Annotated in this window: 17 protein-coding genes; 11 read left to right on the plus strand and 6 right to left on the minus strand. The window is 37.3% G+C overall.

Annotated features, from left to right (window positions below):
- Positions 1 to 31: 31 nt before the first annotated feature.
- The 3 genes from BW727_RS09620 to dhaS form a co-directional block, all read right to left on the minus strand.
- Complete coding sequence (locus BW727_RS09620) at positions 32 to 715, minus strand: N-acetylmannosamine-6-phosphate 2-epimerase (protein WP_062469750.1); 684 nt, start codon at positions 713 to 715, stop codon at positions 32 to 34.
- A gap of 198 nt (positions 716 to 913) precedes the next feature.
- A complete protein-coding gene (gene glpK / locus BW727_RS09625) occupies positions 914 to 2,419 on the minus strand; it encodes a glycerol kinase GlpK (RefSeq protein WP_062469747.1) in 1,506 nt (501 codons plus the stop codon).
- Positions 2,420 to 2,443: 24 nt separating this feature from the next.
- The gene (dhaS, locus tag BW727_RS09630; RefSeq protein WP_062469745.1) at positions 2,444 to 2,992 is read right to left on the minus strand and encodes a dihydroxyacetone kinase transcriptional activator DhaS; all 549 of its coding nucleotides are present in this window, start codon (positions 2,990 to 2,992) and stop codon (positions 2,444 to 2,446) included.
- A 184-nt stretch (positions 2,993 to 3,176) separates the two neighbouring features.
- Here dhaS and BW727_RS09635 point away from each other — a divergent pair, with 184 nt between their 5' ends.
- The 8 genes from BW727_RS09635 (at position 3,177) to BW727_RS09670 (ending at position 11,375) form a co-directional block, all read left to right on the plus strand.
- Positions 3,177 to 4,316 (plus strand): glycerol dehydrogenase, encoded by a 1,140-nt coding sequence (locus BW727_RS09635; protein ID WP_062469742.1) that lies wholly within the window; start codon positions 3,177 to 3,179, stop codon positions 4,314 to 4,316.
- 27 nt (positions 4,317 to 4,343) lie between these two features.
- Positions 4,344 to 5,333 (plus strand): dihydroxyacetone kinase subunit DhaK, encoded by a 990-nt coding sequence (dhaK, locus tag BW727_RS09640; protein WP_062469739.1) that lies wholly within the window; start codon positions 4,344 to 4,346, stop codon positions 5,331 to 5,333.
- A gap of 24 nt (positions 5,334 to 5,357) precedes the next feature.
- Positions 5,358 to 5,939, plus strand: coding sequence for a dihydroxyacetone kinase subunit DhaL (dhaL, locus tag BW727_RS09645; protein WP_062469736.1), 582 nt, complete (start codon positions 5,358 to 5,360; stop codon positions 5,937 to 5,939).
- A complete protein-coding gene (gene dhaM, locus BW727_RS09650; protein ID WP_062469733.1) occupies positions 5,939 to 6,313 on the plus strand; it encodes a dihydroxyacetone kinase phosphoryl donor subunit DhaM in 375 nt (124 codons plus the stop codon). The genes dhaL and dhaM overlap by 1 nt, the downstream gene beginning before the upstream one ends.
- Before the next feature lie 252 nt (positions 6,314 to 6,565).
- Complete coding sequence (gene pflB, locus BW727_RS09655; RefSeq protein WP_062469730.1) at positions 6,566 to 8,836, plus strand: formate C-acetyltransferase; 2,271 nt, start codon at positions 6,566 to 6,568, stop codon at positions 8,834 to 8,836.
- A 191-nt stretch (positions 8,837 to 9,027) separates the two neighbouring features.
- Positions 9,028 to 9,624, plus strand: a complete 597-nt coding sequence (locus BW727_RS09660; protein WP_062469726.1) for a MerR family transcriptional regulator — start codon at positions 9,028 to 9,030, stop codon at positions 9,622 to 9,624.
- A gap of 177 nt (positions 9,625 to 9,801) precedes the next feature.
- Positions 9,802 to 10,068: a hypothetical protein gene (locus BW727_RS09665; RefSeq protein ID WP_062469723.1), complete on the plus strand. Its 267-nt coding sequence runs from the start codon at positions 9,802 to 9,804 to the stop codon at positions 10,066 to 10,068.
- Positions 10,032 to 11,375, plus strand: coding sequence for a multicopper oxidase family protein (locus BW727_RS09670; RefSeq protein ID WP_062469720.1), 1,344 nt, complete (start codon positions 10,032 to 10,034; stop codon positions 11,373 to 11,375). The genes BW727_RS09665 and BW727_RS09670 overlap by 37 nt, the downstream gene beginning before the upstream one ends.
- A 56-nt stretch (positions 11,376 to 11,431) precedes the next feature.
- On the opposite strand, the gene BW727_RS09675 is transcribed toward BW727_RS09670, so the two are convergent.
- The 3 genes from BW727_RS09675 to BW727_RS09685 all read right to left on the minus strand — a co-directional run bounded on the left by BW727_RS09675 (position 11,432) and on the right by BW727_RS09685 (position 13,839).
- Positions 11,432 to 11,680 (minus strand): SHOCT domain-containing protein, encoded by a 249-nt coding sequence (locus BW727_RS09675; RefSeq protein ID WP_062469718.1) that lies wholly within the window; start codon positions 11,678 to 11,680, stop codon positions 11,432 to 11,434.
- Between the two features lie 75 nt (positions 11,681 to 11,755).
- Complete coding sequence (locus BW727_RS09680) at positions 11,756 to 13,159, minus strand: sensor histidine kinase (RefSeq protein WP_062469715.1); 1,404 nt, start codon at positions 13,157 to 13,159, stop codon at positions 11,756 to 11,758.
- Complete coding sequence (locus BW727_RS09685) at positions 13,156 to 13,839, minus strand: response regulator transcription factor (protein WP_062469712.1); 684 nt, start codon at positions 13,837 to 13,839, stop codon at positions 13,156 to 13,158. The genes BW727_RS09680 and BW727_RS09685 overlap by 4 nt, the downstream gene beginning before the upstream one ends.
- Positions 13,840 to 14,008: 169 nt before the next feature.
- On the opposite strand from BW727_RS09685, the gene rihC reads away from it, so the two are divergent.
- The 3 genes from rihC to BW727_RS09700 are packed head-to-tail and all read left to right on the plus strand — an operon-like array spanning position 14,009 to position 16,901.
- A complete protein-coding gene (gene rihC / locus BW727_RS09690; protein WP_062469711.1) occupies positions 14,009 to 14,944 on the plus strand; it encodes a ribonucleoside hydrolase RihC in 936 nt (311 codons plus the stop codon).
- Positions 14,945 to 14,975: 31 nt separating this feature from the next.
- The gene (locus BW727_RS09695) at positions 14,976 to 16,307 is read left to right on the plus strand and encodes an MATE family efflux transporter (protein WP_062469710.1); all 1,332 of its coding nucleotides are present in this window, start codon (positions 14,976 to 14,978) and stop codon (positions 16,305 to 16,307) included.
- Between the two features lie 57 nt (positions 16,308 to 16,364).
- Positions 16,365 to 16,901: a DUF924 family protein gene (locus tag BW727_RS09700; RefSeq protein ID WP_062469709.1), complete on the plus strand. Its 537-nt coding sequence runs from the start codon at positions 16,365 to 16,367 to the stop codon at positions 16,899 to 16,901.
- Positions 16,902 to 16,917 lie beyond the last annotated feature (16 nt).

The following is a 16,917-nucleotide window of genomic DNA, read 5'->3' on the forward strand; positions in this document are numbered from 1 at the left end:
CTAACAATCCCCTCCTTAGTAGAATAATTTTTTATTTTGTTGCAGCGACGAATCGTTCTGTAATAAGTTGAGGGCGGGTAATAGCGGAACCAACCACCACACTGTACACACCAATTTCTAAAACACGTTTTACTTTTTCTGGTGTATTGATATTACCTTCTGCAATAACCGGATTTTGAAGCGTTTTAACTGCTTTTTGTAAAAGGGCAAAGTCATCTGCTTCAATTTTATTTTCTTTGCTTTGTTTGGTATAGCCAACTAAAGTGGTTCCAATGAAGTCGAAACCAAGCGTATCCGCTTTCACCATTTCTTCAAAGGTAGAGCAGTCTGCCATTAATAGAATATCTGGGTACTTCCTACGGATCGCATAGTAAAACTCTTCAAGCGTTTCACCAGTTGGTCGAAGGGAAGCGGTTGCATCCAAAGCAATAATTTCTGGTTTAGCTTCCATCAACTCATCAATTTCCTTCATAGTAGCGGTAATAAAAACGTCACTACCATCATAATCTCTTTTGATAATACCAATTACTGGTAAATCGACCATTTTTTTAATTTCAATAATATCTGCAACTGAATTTGCACGAATACCAGCTGCTCCACCTTGTTTAGCAGCAAGTGCCATTCTTCCCATAATAAATGAAGAATGTAGTGGTTCATCTTCCAGTGCCTGACAAGAAACAACAAGGTTTCCTTTCAGCTGTTCACATGGATTCATCTTACAACCAACTCCTTTTCTTGTAGCGCTTACACAGAGTATAACCGATGATGAAACTAATTTCTACAAAAATAATAAAATAGAAAGTATTTTTAAAAAAAGACAAAAATAAAGAGAGAAGTACCATTTAATGAAAGTAATTTCTTTTATTTCATTATATATAAAGTACTTTCTCTATTGATAAGAAGTGATAGTATGTTAACGATTTATGAGGCCCGCATAATAACGAATGGCTTTAATTGCACTATGCCAACCATGTAACTTGAGGCGACGTTCTTCAGAGCTGAAATTTGGCTCAAACTGTTCATTTTCAGAGACCAGCGCCGTTAACTCATTCAAATTAGTCCAATAGCCAACTGCTAGACCTGCAAGATAGGCAGCTCCTAATCCAGTCGTTTCTAATCGCTCAACACGTTTGACTGTTTTCCCAAGAATATCGGCTTGATACTGTATTAAAAGGTTATTTTGAGCAGCGCCACCGTCAACATGCAGAATATCAACGGTAATATTAGTATCAGACTCCATTAGCGTGATAACATCACTTACTTGGTAAGCGAGTGATTCTAATGTTGCTCGGATCAATTCGCTACGACTAGTCGTTTCATCGATACCTAGAACAGCACCTCGTACATTTGAATCCCAATAAGGGGCTCCGATACCTCGAAAAGCAGGAACGACGTAAACGTCAGAGCTCTTGGTTGCACGAAGAGCGAGAGACTCGGATTCTTCCATTGATTCAAATAAATTTAACCCGTCTTTTAGCCATTCAATGGCACTCCCAGAGATAAGTGCAGATCCCTCAAGCGCATAAGTAATGTTATCGCCAATGGAATATCCAATCGTAGTAAGTAATTTATGTTTGGAAAACTTTGGTTCAAAACCGGTGTTCATGACTATAAAGGTTCCTTGACCATAGGTGCTCTTTACTTGACCAGATTGAAATGCTAATTGACCGAACAAGGTCGCTTGTTGATTACCAGCAACACCAGCAATGGGAATACGAGCACCGTTAAAAAGATCTGCGCTTGTTAAAGCGTATAGATGAGAACTAGGATAAACGTCTGGCAATATTTCCTTAGGGATATTAAAAGTGTTAAGCAAGTAATCATCCCATTTCAAGGTATGAATATTAAATAGCATGGTTCGGGAAGCATTTGTATGGTCTGTAGCATGTTGTTGTCCATTGGTTAACTTCCAAATTAACCAACTATCAACGGTACCAAATGCCAATTCACCACGTTCAGCCCGTTTTTGAAAATCAGGATGATAGTCAAGAATCCACCGTATTTTGCTAGCAGAAAAATAAGGACTTAAGACTAATCCAGTGTTTTCGTGGATATAATTTTCTAAATCTTCTTTTTTTAGTTCATTAATGATTGCGAGTGATTGATTCGAGCTCCAAACGATTGCATTATAAATAGGTTCCCCTGTTTTTCGATCCCAGATAATTGTGGTTTCTCGTTGGTTGGTGATTCCTAGCGCTTTAATTTGATGGTAAGAAAGTCCAGAGCGGGTAATGACTTTCAAAATGACAGCGCGAACGGATTGCCAAATAGCATTAGGATCTTGTTCAATCCATCCTGCTTGGGGGGTTTTTTGTTCAAAACTCTGGGACGCTGTACTAATATAATTTCCTTGGCGATCAATGATAAATGCTCGTGTTACCGTTGTTCCTTGATCGATTGATAAAATATATTCGGCCATAAGCCAACACTCCTCATCTTTTCATTAAAAATGACTACTATTATGGATAACTTGGGTTAATAATTTATGATAGGCATCACTAGGCGGGAGACACCCACCTAGAACCCATTCATGAAGTAATTGGGAGAGACCATAAGCATAAAAATTAATGGTTATCTCCGTCATTTCTACTTGTTCAATAATTTGGTTATTTTGTTCAAAATATTCATCTGCGAGATGCTGAACTCCTTGTTTTAGCGTGTAAGTAAAATAGTCTTTAAAAGAATCTAATTTTACATTTAAAAATAATTTTTTATAGTATTTTTTGTTTTTTTCTAAATAGTTTAATAAAAGAAATAGCACTTGTTCCCAATTTTCCCAATGAAAACTCGAGCGCGTTAATTCGGTTATTTCGTATAAAAAAATCCAAGTAACAAGGTCGTATTTATCATCAAAATAGTCATAAAAAGTTTGACGCCGAAAATTTGCTTGGTTCATTATATCTGTTATCGATATTTTATCAATCGGCTTGTTACAAACGAGATATTTAAAAGAAGAGGCGATTAATTCTTTTGTTTCATTTTGTCGGTCCATAGTAATTTGGCTCCTTCGACCATATATTCCTATCCATTCTCTTTCGCCCTTTAAGTATACGGGATAGAAAAATTAAAATGAAGCGGACATTTATGGTCTTTTGTCTGTTGAATTGATAACGCTTACCAATTAAGCTTGGTTTAGATTCAAGAAAGCGTTTTATTTATAAAAGGAGGAATAAAGAATGAGAAGAGCATTTATTAGTCCAACAAAGTATGTGCAAGGTGAGAATGAACTATTAAACTTAGGTTTTTACATAAAAACGTTTGGTGACTCTGCGTTAGTTATTGGAAATCCAGATGATATCAAACGTGTCCAAGATAAATTAGATGAAACAGCAGAACGTTTTGGGGTAACGTTACATTTAGCAGATTTTGGCGGAGAAGCAACACGCAATGAAGTGGAGCGTCTTAAAAAACTAGCTAAAGAAAAAGGAACTGACACAATTGTTGGTCTTGGTGGTGGTAAAGCGATTGATACATCAAAAACAGTCGCAAACGGACACCATTTGATTGTATGCCCAACAATTGCCGCTACGGATGCACCAACTAGCCATTCTGCAGTTCTTTACACCGAAGATCACCAATTTGATGATTATGCCTATTTTATTCAAAATCCAAGCGTAGTCTTAATGGATACCACTGTTATTGCGCAAGCACCGTCGCGCTTCTTAGTTGCCGGTATGGGTGATGCACTTGCTACTTATTATGAAGCACGTGCGACACGTCGCTCTAATTCAAATGTAAACGCCGGATTACCAAATGGCTTCCATACTGGAGAAACTGCACCAGCTAAAGGAAGTATTGCTGCGATTACACTGGCTAAAGCTTGTTACGACACCGTCATGGAGAGTGGGTATAGCGCTAAACTGGCTTGTGACAATAATGTGGTGTCACCTGCTTTAGAAGATATTGTTGAAGCAAATACTCTATTATCTGGTCTCGGTTTTGAATCGGGTGGTTTAGCAGCTTCGCATGCTATTTATAATGGATTGACTGTTTTAGATGGTCCGCACAACTATTACCATGGTGAACAAGTAGCTTTTACAACCTTTGTACAGCTTGTTCTTGAAAATGCACCGATGGATGAGATTGAAGCACTATTAGATTTCAGTTTATCTGTTGGGTTACCAGTATCCCTAGAAGACTTGGACGTTAAAGAAGTAAAATATGAGGACATTCTCAAAGTAGCAACGAAAGCATGTATACCAGAAGAGTCCATTCATGCCATGCCATTTGAAGTAACGCCTGATAGTGTTGCACAAGCTATTATTGCTGCGGATGCATTTGGACGTGATTATAGAAAACGTAAATCAATGAAATAAAAAATTTCAATCAAAGGATGGAAATTAATGAAAAAAATTGTAAATGATCCAACAAACATTGTCGATGAGATGCTAAAAGGGATGATTGTCTCTCATTCTGAATTAATCCAAAGAGTTCCAGAAACGGGTGTTATTCAGCGTAAAGCAGAAAAAACCGGAAAAGTAGCCGTTATTTCTGGTGGTGGGAGTGGACATGAACCTGCTCATGCCGGATTTGTTGGTGAAGGAATGTTATCTGCAGCCGTCTGTGGGGAAGTATTTACTTCTCCAACTCCAGATCAAATTTTAGAAGCAATTAAAGTGGCTGAGGAAGGCGCAGGAGTTTTCTTAGTTATTAAAAATTATTCTGGAGATATTATGAATTTTGAAATGGCTCAAGAATTAGCTGAAATGGAAGGAATAGAAGTAGCCAGTGTTGTTGTTGATGATGATGTAGCTGTTGAAGACAGTTTATACACGCAAGGCAAAAGAGGTGTAGCAGGAACGCTATTTGTCCATAAAATATTAGGGTACGCTGCGCAACAAGGACAGTCCATTGCAGAGATAAAAGAGTTGGCAGATAAACTCGTTCCTAATATTAAATCAATTGGATTAGCTCTAACAGGCGTTACGACACCAGGAAGTAAACAACCTAGCTTTATTCTAGGTGATGATGAAATTGAGTACGGAGTTGGTATTCACGGTGAACCCGGATATCGCAGAGAAAAACTTCAAAGTTCACGCGATCTTGCAGAAGAATTGCTGACAAAATTAACGGATGAATTTGGTGAAAAAGAAGAAAAAAACTTTGCCATAATGGTTAATGGACTTGGGGGAACACCATTAATGGAACAATACGTATTCACCAATGATGTTTATACCTTAATGAAAGAACAAAATTTAACTATCGACTATTATAAAATAGGTAATTTAATGACCTCGCTTGAAATGCAAGGCTTATCTCTGACTATGCTCTATTTAGAAGACGACTTTTATATAGAAGCATTACAAGCACCAGTTACGACAATTAGTTGGTAAGAACGGAAGGAGCTTTATTCTAATATGAATGTAGAAACAGGAATTCGTTGGATGGAATTATTTAATGAAAAAGTTCAAGCAGAGAAAGATTATCTCACCCAATTGGATACACCAATTGGTGACAGTGACCATGGAAACAATATGTCACGAGGAATGACGCACGTAATCGAAGCAATTGAAACACAAAAACCCGATTCACTAGAGGAACTTTTAAAACTTATAACAACCAATCTATTGAGTAAAGTTGGGGGTGCATCTGGTCCGTTATACGGCTCTGCTTTTATGGGTATGTTAAAGGCACAAAAAGAAGATAATATTCCTTGGAGCGCCGTGATTAAAAGCGGGTTAGAGAGCATTCAAAAACGTGGAAAAGCTGAAGCTTTCGATAAGACAATGATTGATGTTTGGATACCAGTAGTTGAAGCGTTAGAAAATAACCAACTGACGGATGCAGTGATTGATCAGGCGGTGGAATCAACTAAACCACTCAAGGCTAAAAAAGGCCGTGCTTCATATGTGGGTGAGCGCTCCATTGGGCACATTGATCCAGGCGCATACTCATCAGGATTACTATTTCATGCAATGCTAGAAGCGGAGGCAGAATAATGGCAGATACGGGCATTATTATCATTTCACATGTTTACGAAATTGCAGAAGGAATCAACAGACTCATTCAAGAAGTTGCAGGTGATGTCAGTATCAAAGTAGTAGGTGGACTGTCTAAATCTGAGATTGGGACAAGTTTTGATTCTATTTTAGAAGCAATAAATGAGAACCAAGCTGATAATTTATTAGCTTTCTATGATTTAGGGAGTGCTAAGATGAACTTAGAAATGGCAAAAGAAATGAGTGACAAATCCATTACCATCTATGACGTTCCCCTTGTTGAAGGTTCGTATATAGCTGCAGCGCTCTTACAAGCAGGCGTTTCTAAAGACGACATTGAACAACAACTAAAAGAAATACAGATTGCTAAATAGAAAAATAAAGATGTTAAAAAGTGATGAGCTTTCGAGCGCCATCACTTTTTTTAAAAAAGAAAATTTTAACAAACTGTACTATAACATAAGAAACAGAACGTTGACTGTAACTATAACAGTTAAACCCTTATGCAAAAACATTCTGATATCTCTTCCCCTCTATAAATTTGTGTGTTATAATCAATTTATAGTACTGTATGATGTCAATTGTGAATATAATAACAAGCCAACTCATCTAGGAGGAAATAATTTATGGAAAAAGCATGGCGTGGATTTAAAGGTTCTAAATGGCAAGAAGGTATTGATATTCAAGACTTTATCAAGCACAACTACACAGAGTATGTTGGAGGGGATGATTTCTTAGAAGGACCTACTGAAGCAACAACTGAGCTATGGGAAACAATTGTTGAACTTAAGAAAAAAGAGATTGAAAATGGTGGTGTTTTAGACGCTGACACATCTGTAGTAAGTACAATCACTTCTCATCCTGCAGGTTACATTGATAAAGACTTAGAAAAAATTGTTGGGTTGCAAACTGAAAAACCATTAAAACGCGGATTAAATGTTTATGGTGGAATTCGTATGGCAGAAACTGCACTCAAATCTTACGGCTATGAAATTGATCCGGAACTAGATGAGTTCTATACAGAACACCGAAAAACACATAACCAAGGTGTATTCGATGCTTATGATGATGATATCCGTATGGCGAGACGTGCTAAAATTGTAACTGGACTACCGGATGCTTATGGTCGTGGACGTATCATTCCTGACTTTAGACGGATTGCCTTATACGGTGTCGACTACTTAATGAAAGAAAAATTAAATGACTGGAAATCACTACAAGCAAAATCTTATACAGAAGATGACATCCGCTTACGTGAAGAAGTCTCGACACAATACCGTGCATTAGGTAAATTAATTGAGTTAGGTAAGATTTATGGATTTGATATTAGTAGACCAGCTGAAACCGCTCAAGAAGCAGTCCAATGGGTATACCTAGGTTTCTTGGCTATGGTTAAAGAAGATAACGGTGCTGCTCAAGGTCTAGGACGTATTGCTGAATTTTTAGATATTTATATTGAGCGTGATCTTCAAGAAGGTACGTTAACTGAAAAAGAAGCACAAGAATTAATTGACCATATGGTTATGAAAGCACGTATTGTTCGTCAATTAAGAACACCAGATTATGAAGCATTGTTTGCAGGAGATCCAACATGGGCAACTTTAACCTTTGCTGGTATGTTAGATGATGAGCATTCCCTCATTACTAAAAATACATTTAGATTCTTACAAACCCTTTATAATATGGGCAACGCTCCAGAACCAAACATGACTCTCATGTGGAGTGAAAAATTACCAAAAGGATTTAAAGATTTCTGTGCGAAAGTAAGTATTGATACAAGTGCAATCCAATATGAAAATGATGATGTTATGCGCGATTACTATGGAAGTAATGATGTTTCGATCGCTTGCTGTGTAAGTCCGACAGCTGGGGATACAGGTTCTTCAATCCAATATTTCGGCGCGAGAGCTTCACTTCCTAAAATCCTAACTTACGCTGTTACTGGTGGGTATGATGAAAAGACAAGAACTAAAGTAATTGACGGTTTAGAGCCAATCACTGATGAGTACTTAGACTATGATACATTGATGGAAAAAATCGATGTCGTAATGGATTGGGTATCAGAAACTTACGTAAGAGCATTAAATATTATTCATTATATGCATGATAAATATGCTTATGAAGCAGTTCAATTCGGTCTATTAGATACGAAACTACATAGAATGATGGCAACTGGTATTGCTGGAATTGGGCTTGCAACTGACTCAGTGAGTGCCGTAAAATACTCTAAAGTCCGCGTTGTACGCGACGAAGAAGGTTTCCCAATTGATTATGTGGTTGAAGGGGAACAATTCCCAACTTTCGGTAACAATGAAAAAGCAGCAGATGAAATTGCTGACATGCTAATTAAGAAATTTGTTGGTAAACTAAAAGCGCAACCGACATACCGTAATTCAGAAATTACAACTTCTATTCTAACCATTACATCTAACATTGTTTACGGAAAAGCAACTGGTCCTTTATTTAGTGGACAAGATCCTAAATATAAGGGTTATCGTGAAGAATTTACACCGCTATCACCAGGAGCAAACCCAAGTTACAGTAGCCCGCACAAAGGTGCACTTGCAGCATTGAAATCAGTGGGAACGATTGATTTTGAAGATGTTAAAGATGGCGCATCTTATACATGGGCTGTTCATCCAAAAGCTTTGGGTAAAGAAGTAAGCACTCAAATTGAAAACTTAACCATGCTGCTTGATGGTTACTTTGCAAACGGTGGGGGACACCACTTAAATGTAAACGTCTTTTCTAAAGAAGGTTTAGAAGAAATGTTGCGTAATCCAGAAAATTACCCACAAGCAACCATTCGTGTATCAGGTTACGCTTTGGAATTAGCAAAAGCGACAAAAGAACAAATTGCCGATTTACTAGAGCGTGTGGTTCACGGTTCATTCTAATCGAATATCCCCAACTAGAGATGCTTGCATCTCTAGTTTTTTTTAGAGCGTATGTAGCGCATAACGATATAGAAGAAGGTAGAAAATTAAGGGAAATCGTTATTTTTTAATTAGTTTTCAGAAAAAGTTGAATTATTTCTACTATAACGGTATGATAACGTTAATAAAACAAGAGATAAGGGGTTTATTAGATGAAAGAGCTTGAAAATGTAATAGAGTACATAACGCCTAAAGATGCAGCAGAACAACTTGGAGTAGCGACACAAACGCTCCGTAAGTATGCGAATCTGTTCGATAAGGTATCTGAAACAGATTACTTCCACCGTGATAGTCAAAATGCACGTATTTATAGTAACAATGATATAACGGCAATAAAGCGGATGTTAGAAGTAAGTAAAATGGCTAATGAAACCCTTGAGAATGCTGTTTCTACAGTAATAGAGGAACTAGACCATCCAACCCAAGCAACCCAAACGGAATCATCTGAAACAACGCCGGTTGTGCAAGAAGAAAAAGGTGACGAGACAACAGATATAACCGTCCTACAACAAGCGATTGTGTTGCAAAACAATATGTTAGGCCAATATGGCGAACTGATGCAAGAAGTCATCGAAAGTAATGAACAACTTAAAGTTGATATCCAAGCTTTGATTTCAGACCAAAAGAGTGTTCTTGAAGATTTGGAGAAAAAAAGCGCTGAAAGAGATAAAAAGTACCAGGAAGAGTTAGAAAGCTTTAAAAAGGAATCGGAAAAAAAGGGTTTCTTTGCGAGATTATTTAGAAAATAATAATCAAATAACATACCAAAAAGTTTAAACACGAATGAGTTTTTCGAGCCGATTCGAATACTACAGTCTGTTTAGGCTTTTTTATCTACTTTTTTATTAAAAAATCGAGAACTCCATAAAGTCTACACAATGTCCGACTATACTTAAGTTAGAAATGAAGAAAAAGGAGTGCTTGTAATGAGAAGAAAAATGAAAGCAATTGTAAACATTGTTTTAATTGGCCTTGTCCTTCTATTTGCAACTGGTTATCGTTTTAACAGTCAATATGCAAACAGTGGCATGAGAGGGCACATGTCTGGTCCGAATGTATCTAATTTGGGAGACATCATCGTGATGAGTCTCATATGGGTCGAAACGGCTCCAGCAGAAATGATAATAATTTTGATTCATTTTCTGGGCGAAGTCGCATGCATCACACAGACATACCGAGGTTTGAAGAAATAAAAGGTGAAAGCAATAAATTAAAACTACCGGAAATATTAGAGCCCGATTTTGAAAGAGAAAATGAAGTGTCTTATACTTTGAAAACACAAAGAGGTGAAACTCAGCTTAAAGAAGGTAGAAAAACTGCTACAATGGGCTATAATGGCTCTTATTTAGGTCCGATTCTTAAAATGCGAAAAGGACAAACCGTCCATATTAAAACGGAAAATAATCTTTCAGAAGAGACAACGTTTCATTGGCACGGATTAAAAATTCCTTCAGATGTAGATGGTGGTCCACATTCACCAGTAGAACCAAACCAAACAGCCCAAATTGACTTTGAGGTCAACCAAGAGGCCGCAACACTCTGGTTTCATCCACATGCACTTGGTACTACAGCAGAGCAAGTTTATTACGGCCTAGCTGGTTTGATTTATGTTGAAGATGAGCAAACGGATCGACTGGATTTACCAAAAGAATATGGTGTAAATGATTTTCCACTTATTTTGCAAGATCGCAACTTAGACGAAAACAATCAATTAGATTATGAGCGTTCTTACAATCCGGATGGCGTATATGGGAATACCTTACTCGTAAATGGTACACTTAATCCTTATGTTGAAGTTAAAAATGAGAAGGTACGTTTACGTCTTGTGAATGGATCAAATGCACGTAATTATCAATTGGCATTGAACAATCAAGCTCGCTTCTACCAAATTGCGAGTGATGGCGGGTTTTTAGAAGAACCTGTTGAAATGACTTCACTTGTTTTAGCTCCAGGCGAACGAGCTGAAATCATTATAGACTTAGAAGATTATCCAGAAGGTGAAACAATCCAGTTGATGGATGGCGAAACGACTGTACTAGATATAGGAGTTAAAGGAACGACTGACGTAAAAAAAGAACTACCAAGAAAACTAAACACTATTCCAGTTCGTGAAACCAGCGATTCCCTACCTGTAAAAAAAATGACCTTAGCAGGTATGGGCTATATGGTATCGATAGACGGTAAACAGTTCGATATGAACCGGATTGATATGGAAGAAACACAAGGAGAAACGGCCATTTGGGAAATTTATAATGCACCTGATATGATGGGAGGAATGGCTCACCCTTTCCACGTACATGGCTTGCAATTTAAAATTATCTCGCGCGACGGTAAAACACCGCCTTTAAATGAGCAAGGCTGGAAAGATACGGTTTTGATTGAGGCTGGTGAAACGGTTCAATTAGAACTTGAATTTCCTGAAAAAGGCATTTTTATGTATCACTGTCATATTTTAGAGCATGAAGACGTCGGGATGATGGGTCAAGTAGAAGTCAAATAAATAAAAGCATCGCTCCCATCTTTCATTAGTTGAAAGATGGGAGCGATGCTTTTTTATTATTTTAAAAGTCTTTTCTTTCTTTCAAATTCTTCTTCAGTAATATTACCTTTGGCGAACTCTTTCTTTAACAATTCTAGAGCAGTATCTTTATTGGAAGTAGGATTCGTTTTTTGACTATTAGAAAAAAGTTTCCAAATAACTAGTACAAATAGGATAAGAAGTAGAATCCAAAAGATTCCCATGAAGCCCATTCCATAACCATGCATGCCATACCCACCAAATCCTTGATAAAATCGACTAAACATATGATTGCCTCCTTTTTATATGATAAGGATACCTGTTATTTGTGTAGAAAATATGAAGGTGCACGACCATTTCAATCATTGGGTTAGAGGGAGACTAATTAAGAAAGAGGTTCCTTTCCCATATTCACTTTTAACGGCTATTTGGCCTTGATGTGCCTGGATAATCCCTTTAACAATAGATAAACCAATTCCTTGGCCGCTTATGTTTTTATTGCGAGAAGGTTCCGCCATATAAAACCTTTCAAAAATCTGATTGACTTCCTCAGGAGGAATTCCTTGCCCGGTGTCCTTTATTTCAAAAAAAGCTTTCTGCTTTTCTTTATAAGTATGGATTTCAATTTTCCCAGCTGGGGGTGTAAACTTGAGAGCATTCGCTAAAAGATTGGTGGCTACTTGATTTATTTTATCACAATCGGCCACAATATAAAGTGCGTCTCCTGTTATTGTATAGTGAATATCCTTTTCTCGAAAGAGCGGTTGAAAGGCATTCACGACTTGCTGTAATAACTCCATCAGATCGAAACGTGTTTTTTCAAGTACTGTTTCATGACTTTCAAGCTCGTTAATTTGATCGATTTGTCCGATTAAACGTGCAATGCGATTAACTTCATTGTGACAGAGCAAGAGGCGTTCCTCAGTTACTTCCCACACACCATCAATCATCGCTTCAATGTTGCCTTTTAGAGTCGTTAAAGGGGTTCTGATTTCATGGGCAATATCAGAAGAGAGGCGGTTTCTAATTTCTTGTTGCCGCTGTAATTGATTAGAAAAATCTTTAACAGAAGTCATCAGGCTATCAATTTCTTGGATGCCAGTTTGTTTCAAAGCAAGCTCGGGATATCGTCCTTTAGAAATTTCTTTGGTAAAGTTTTGAATCGCAACGATGGGAGAACTAACCTTCTTAGCTACTAATAAAGCAAAGAAAAATGCAATAAGTAATGAAATGAGAGCAACAATAACTAAACTCTTACGCATATCTGAAATAAACAAAGCATCGTGGATGGTATAGGTGAGTGCCCCCATCGACTGAATTTCTACTCGTCCCACTTCTTCTCCATCATGAAGGAGGGGAACTTGTGTTTGTACGACGTTATTCTCTACCGAAGGCATCATTCTTCTCATATGTTGCATTTGATTGGAATGATCCATCATCATATGCGTGTTTTTTGTTTCATATGGGGAAGGTTCCCAGAGCAGCATATCATTCTCATCGTATACGCGCAGAATAATGGAGTTTTGAAGCGCGTTTTGTCCGATTATTCCGATTTCTTGAGAATGATTTTCCCAACTCTTGTCTTTACTGAACAAACTTTCTAAATTACTTGTATAGCGAGCGAGTTCAGAATCATAGCGCTCTTCTATATAATCGGCGAAATGAGTCTCCATCAGAGTCAGAGTAATCCAGCTAAATGCCCCTAGGATAATGACCGATAGGCCAATAAAAGAAATAAGTAATTGGGTTTTAATGGTTCGTTTCATTGGTCACCTCCAAAGCGGTAACCTGTACCATAAGCAGTTAATATAAATTGAGGATTCCTTGTATCTGTTTCTATTTTTTGACGTAAATTCTTAATATGGGTGTCTATAATTCGGTCCACACCATCAAAGCTAAATCCTTTTATAGCGTCTAGGAGTTGCTCACGTGAAAACAGCTGTTTAGGATGAGAAGCAAGTATGAATAGCAGTTCGTATTCCGTAGGGGTTAGGTCAACTTCTTTTCCAAATTTAAATACTTGTTTTCGAGCAGGAATTATTTCTAAACTGCCATTTTCAAAAGAATATTTTTCCTCTACGGGTTCTCTTTTAAAGCGCCTCAAAACAGTATGAATACGAGCGACTAACTCTTTGGGGCTAAAAGGTTTACGGATATAGTCATCTGCGCCTAAGTTCAAACCAGTTAAAACATCTTTTTCAGAAGTTTTTGCTGTTAGCATGATAATCGGCACGAGTGAAGATTCCCTTATTTTTTTACAGACATCAAGTCCAGATAAATCGGGAAGCATAAGGTCCAAAACGATTAAATCGGGTTGAATGGTTTCAGCTTTTTGTAACGCTTCTTTTCCAGTAACTGTGCGAAAAACTTGGAAATTTTGAGCAGCTAAATAAGCGTCAACAATATCTAATATATTCTTTTCATCATCAACGATTAAAATCTTCATGTTTATTTCCTCCCAGAGTTTATTATTACTAAGTGTACCATTTAAATGTGTGGTATTTATGAAGAAAGCAGCGAACCAAGGAACCATTCGTTGTAAAGAAAACGATTATAGGTAAAATATAGAGAAGGTCAGTTATCTTTATTTTTTAAAATAGGAGGAGAAACAAGTCATGACTATCCAACTATATAAACGAAAGATTATCATTGATACCGATCCTGGTATTGATGATGCAATCGCAATTGCGTTAGCTCTTTTTAGCGAAGAGATTGAGGTGAAATTGATTTCAACTGTAGCTGGTAATGTTGGGATTAACTATGTGACAGAAAATGCTTTGAAATTGGTATCTTTTTTTAAAAAAGAAGTAGCTGTTGCTAGAGGCGCTACGGGGCCACTGGTTAGACAGTCTAAAGATGCAAGCAGTATTCATGGGAAAACGGGACTTGAAGGCTATGCGTTTGAAGAATGGAACGAAAGGCTCTTAGTGGATCAGCATGCCGTTAATGCCATCTATCAAGCGATTATTGCAAGCGAAGAAAAAACTACTTTATTAGCAATTGGACCGCTCACTAATATTGCTTTGCTTCTAAAACTCTACCCACAAATTGAAAATCAAATTGAAGAAATTATTATTATGGGGGGTTCGATTGATAGGGGAAATTATAATGTTTATGCTGAGTTTAACATTGGTTATGATCCTGAAGCAGCAAAAATTGTTTTTGATTCAGCTATCAAAAAAACAATGGTAGGATTAAACATTGGACTTAAAGCATTAATAAAACCAGAAGCCAGTGAAGAAATAAAAACAATGAATAAAGTAGGCGATATGTTCTATTCCTTATTTAAGAAATATCGTGGCGGTAGCTTTGAAGAAGGGCTGACGATGTTCGACAGCACAGCAGTTGCTTATTTACTGCGCCCAGATTTATTCACAGTAGTCGATACCTATGTTGATATTGAATTAACTGGTCAGCATACAACTGGAGCGACGCTCGTAGATTTTAACGGGCACATTTCAAACGAAGCGAACACTACAGTATGCATAGATATTGACGAAGCAGGTTTTAATAAATGGTTCCTTGAAAATATCCGGCATATGGATATTTAATGGATGAAGTAAAAGAAAAAGAGGCGTTTTAATGAATATTCAATTGTCAGATCACTTTACCTATTGCAAACTGCTACGTTTCACGATACCATCCATCGCTATGATGATTATAACATCGATTTATGGTGTCGTTGACGGGCTATTCGTCTCCAATGTTGTCGGCGCAGAAGCTTTTGCAGCTGTAAATTTAATCATGCCTTTCGCTATGATTTTTGCATCAATCAGCTTTATGTTAAGTACTGGTGGGAGCGCTCTGGTAGGAAAAATTATTGGGGAAGGTAATGTTGAAAAAGGAAATCAAATTTTTTCAATGTTAGTTTATTTAATTATCGGTATTGGAATTATTTTTGGGATTTTTGGGATTGTTTTTCTAGAACCAATCGCTATCATGATTGGAGCGACCGAAGAGCTCTTACAATACTCCATTCCTTATGGGACTATTTTATTTATTTCGCTCCCTTTTTTCATGCTTCAAACAACGTTTCAAGTGTTTTTTGTTGTAGCAGAAAAACCGCATATGGGCTTAATTATTTCAATTGCCGCAGGTTTGACCAACGTTTTTTTAGATTTCCTATTTATTTATTTCTTTCGCTGGGGCGTTACAGGTGCAGCAGCCGCTACAGCCATGAGTGAAATCGTTGGAGGAATGATTCCTTTTATCTATTTTCTGAGAAAAAATACGAGCACGCTCCGACTTGTTAGACCTAAATGGAACGGTAAAGCGGTCATTAAAAGTGCTACAAACGGAGCATCGGAGATGTTAACAAACCTTTCAATGTCATTAGTTAGTGTTCTTTATAATTTTCAACTAATTAAAATTGCTGGTGCTGATGGTGTGGCGGCCTATGGGGTGATTATGTATGTAACCTTTATATTTTCAGGGATATTTATCGGTTATTCTATTGGCAGTGCACCCTTAATTAGTTTTAATTATGGAGCCCGTAATAGTCAAGAGTTAAAGAACCTATTTAAAAAGAGTTTGATACTTATTGGTCTTGCATCCCTCGTACTTGTTTTGATTGCTGAGTTTCTTGCGACGCCTCTGGCTCGGATATTTGTTGGCTATGATTTAGAGCTGTTAATTATTACGAGTCGAGCGCTAAAATTATTCTCTCTGTCATTTCTCTTCAGTGGGATAAATATGTTCGCATCTTCATTTTTTACAGCTTTGAGTAATGGGTTTGTTTCTGCTCTAATCTCCATTTTGAGAACACTCGTATTCCAGGTTATCATGATTTTTTTATTGCCTCTATTATTCGGACTTGATGGTATTTGGCTTGCAGTTGTCATAGCTGAACTACTAACCTTGTTTTTCACGGTATTTGCCTTTCTAGTGACAAAACGCTATTATCGGTTTATGTAAGAGCTATATTCGGTTGGTTTTCTAAACTAAAATTATTTTTTAAAGGAGTGTAAAAATATGGAATATCAAGAAGTATTAGACTTTTGGTTTAAGGAAGTAGATCCTGAGAAACATTTTATAAAAGATGAAAACCTTGATGAGGAAATTAAACAGCGATTTTCTGAAGTGCATCGCCAAGCAGCTGCAGGAGAACTATGGCAGTGGAGAGAAACGATTCAAGGGCGACTGGCAGAAATTATTGTACTTGATCAATTTTCACGTAATATGTACAGAGGGCAAGCAAAAGCATTTTCTACCGACGGAATGGCACTTATCTTAGCACAAGAAGCCATTCGTACGAAAGAAGCCCAAAAGCTTCCAACGAATCAGCGTTCCTTTTTATACATGCCTTTTATGCATTCAGAGTCCATGGCTATTCATGATATTGCTATGGAACTCTTTTCTGAAGTAGGTATGGAAGAGACACTCCAATATGAAATAGGACACCGTGAAATTATTGCACAATTCGGGAGATACCCTCATCGAAATGAAGCGTTGAGTCGTGTCTCTACTTCAGAAGAGGTAGCGTATATGAAGGAAAACGAAGGGTTTTAAAAAAAGCAGAGGGATT

It is taken from the genome of Jeotgalibaca dankookensis (assembly GCF_002005405.1).
GTDB lineage: Bacteria > Bacillota > Bacilli > Lactobacillales > Aerococcaceae > Jeotgalibaca > Jeotgalibaca dankookensis.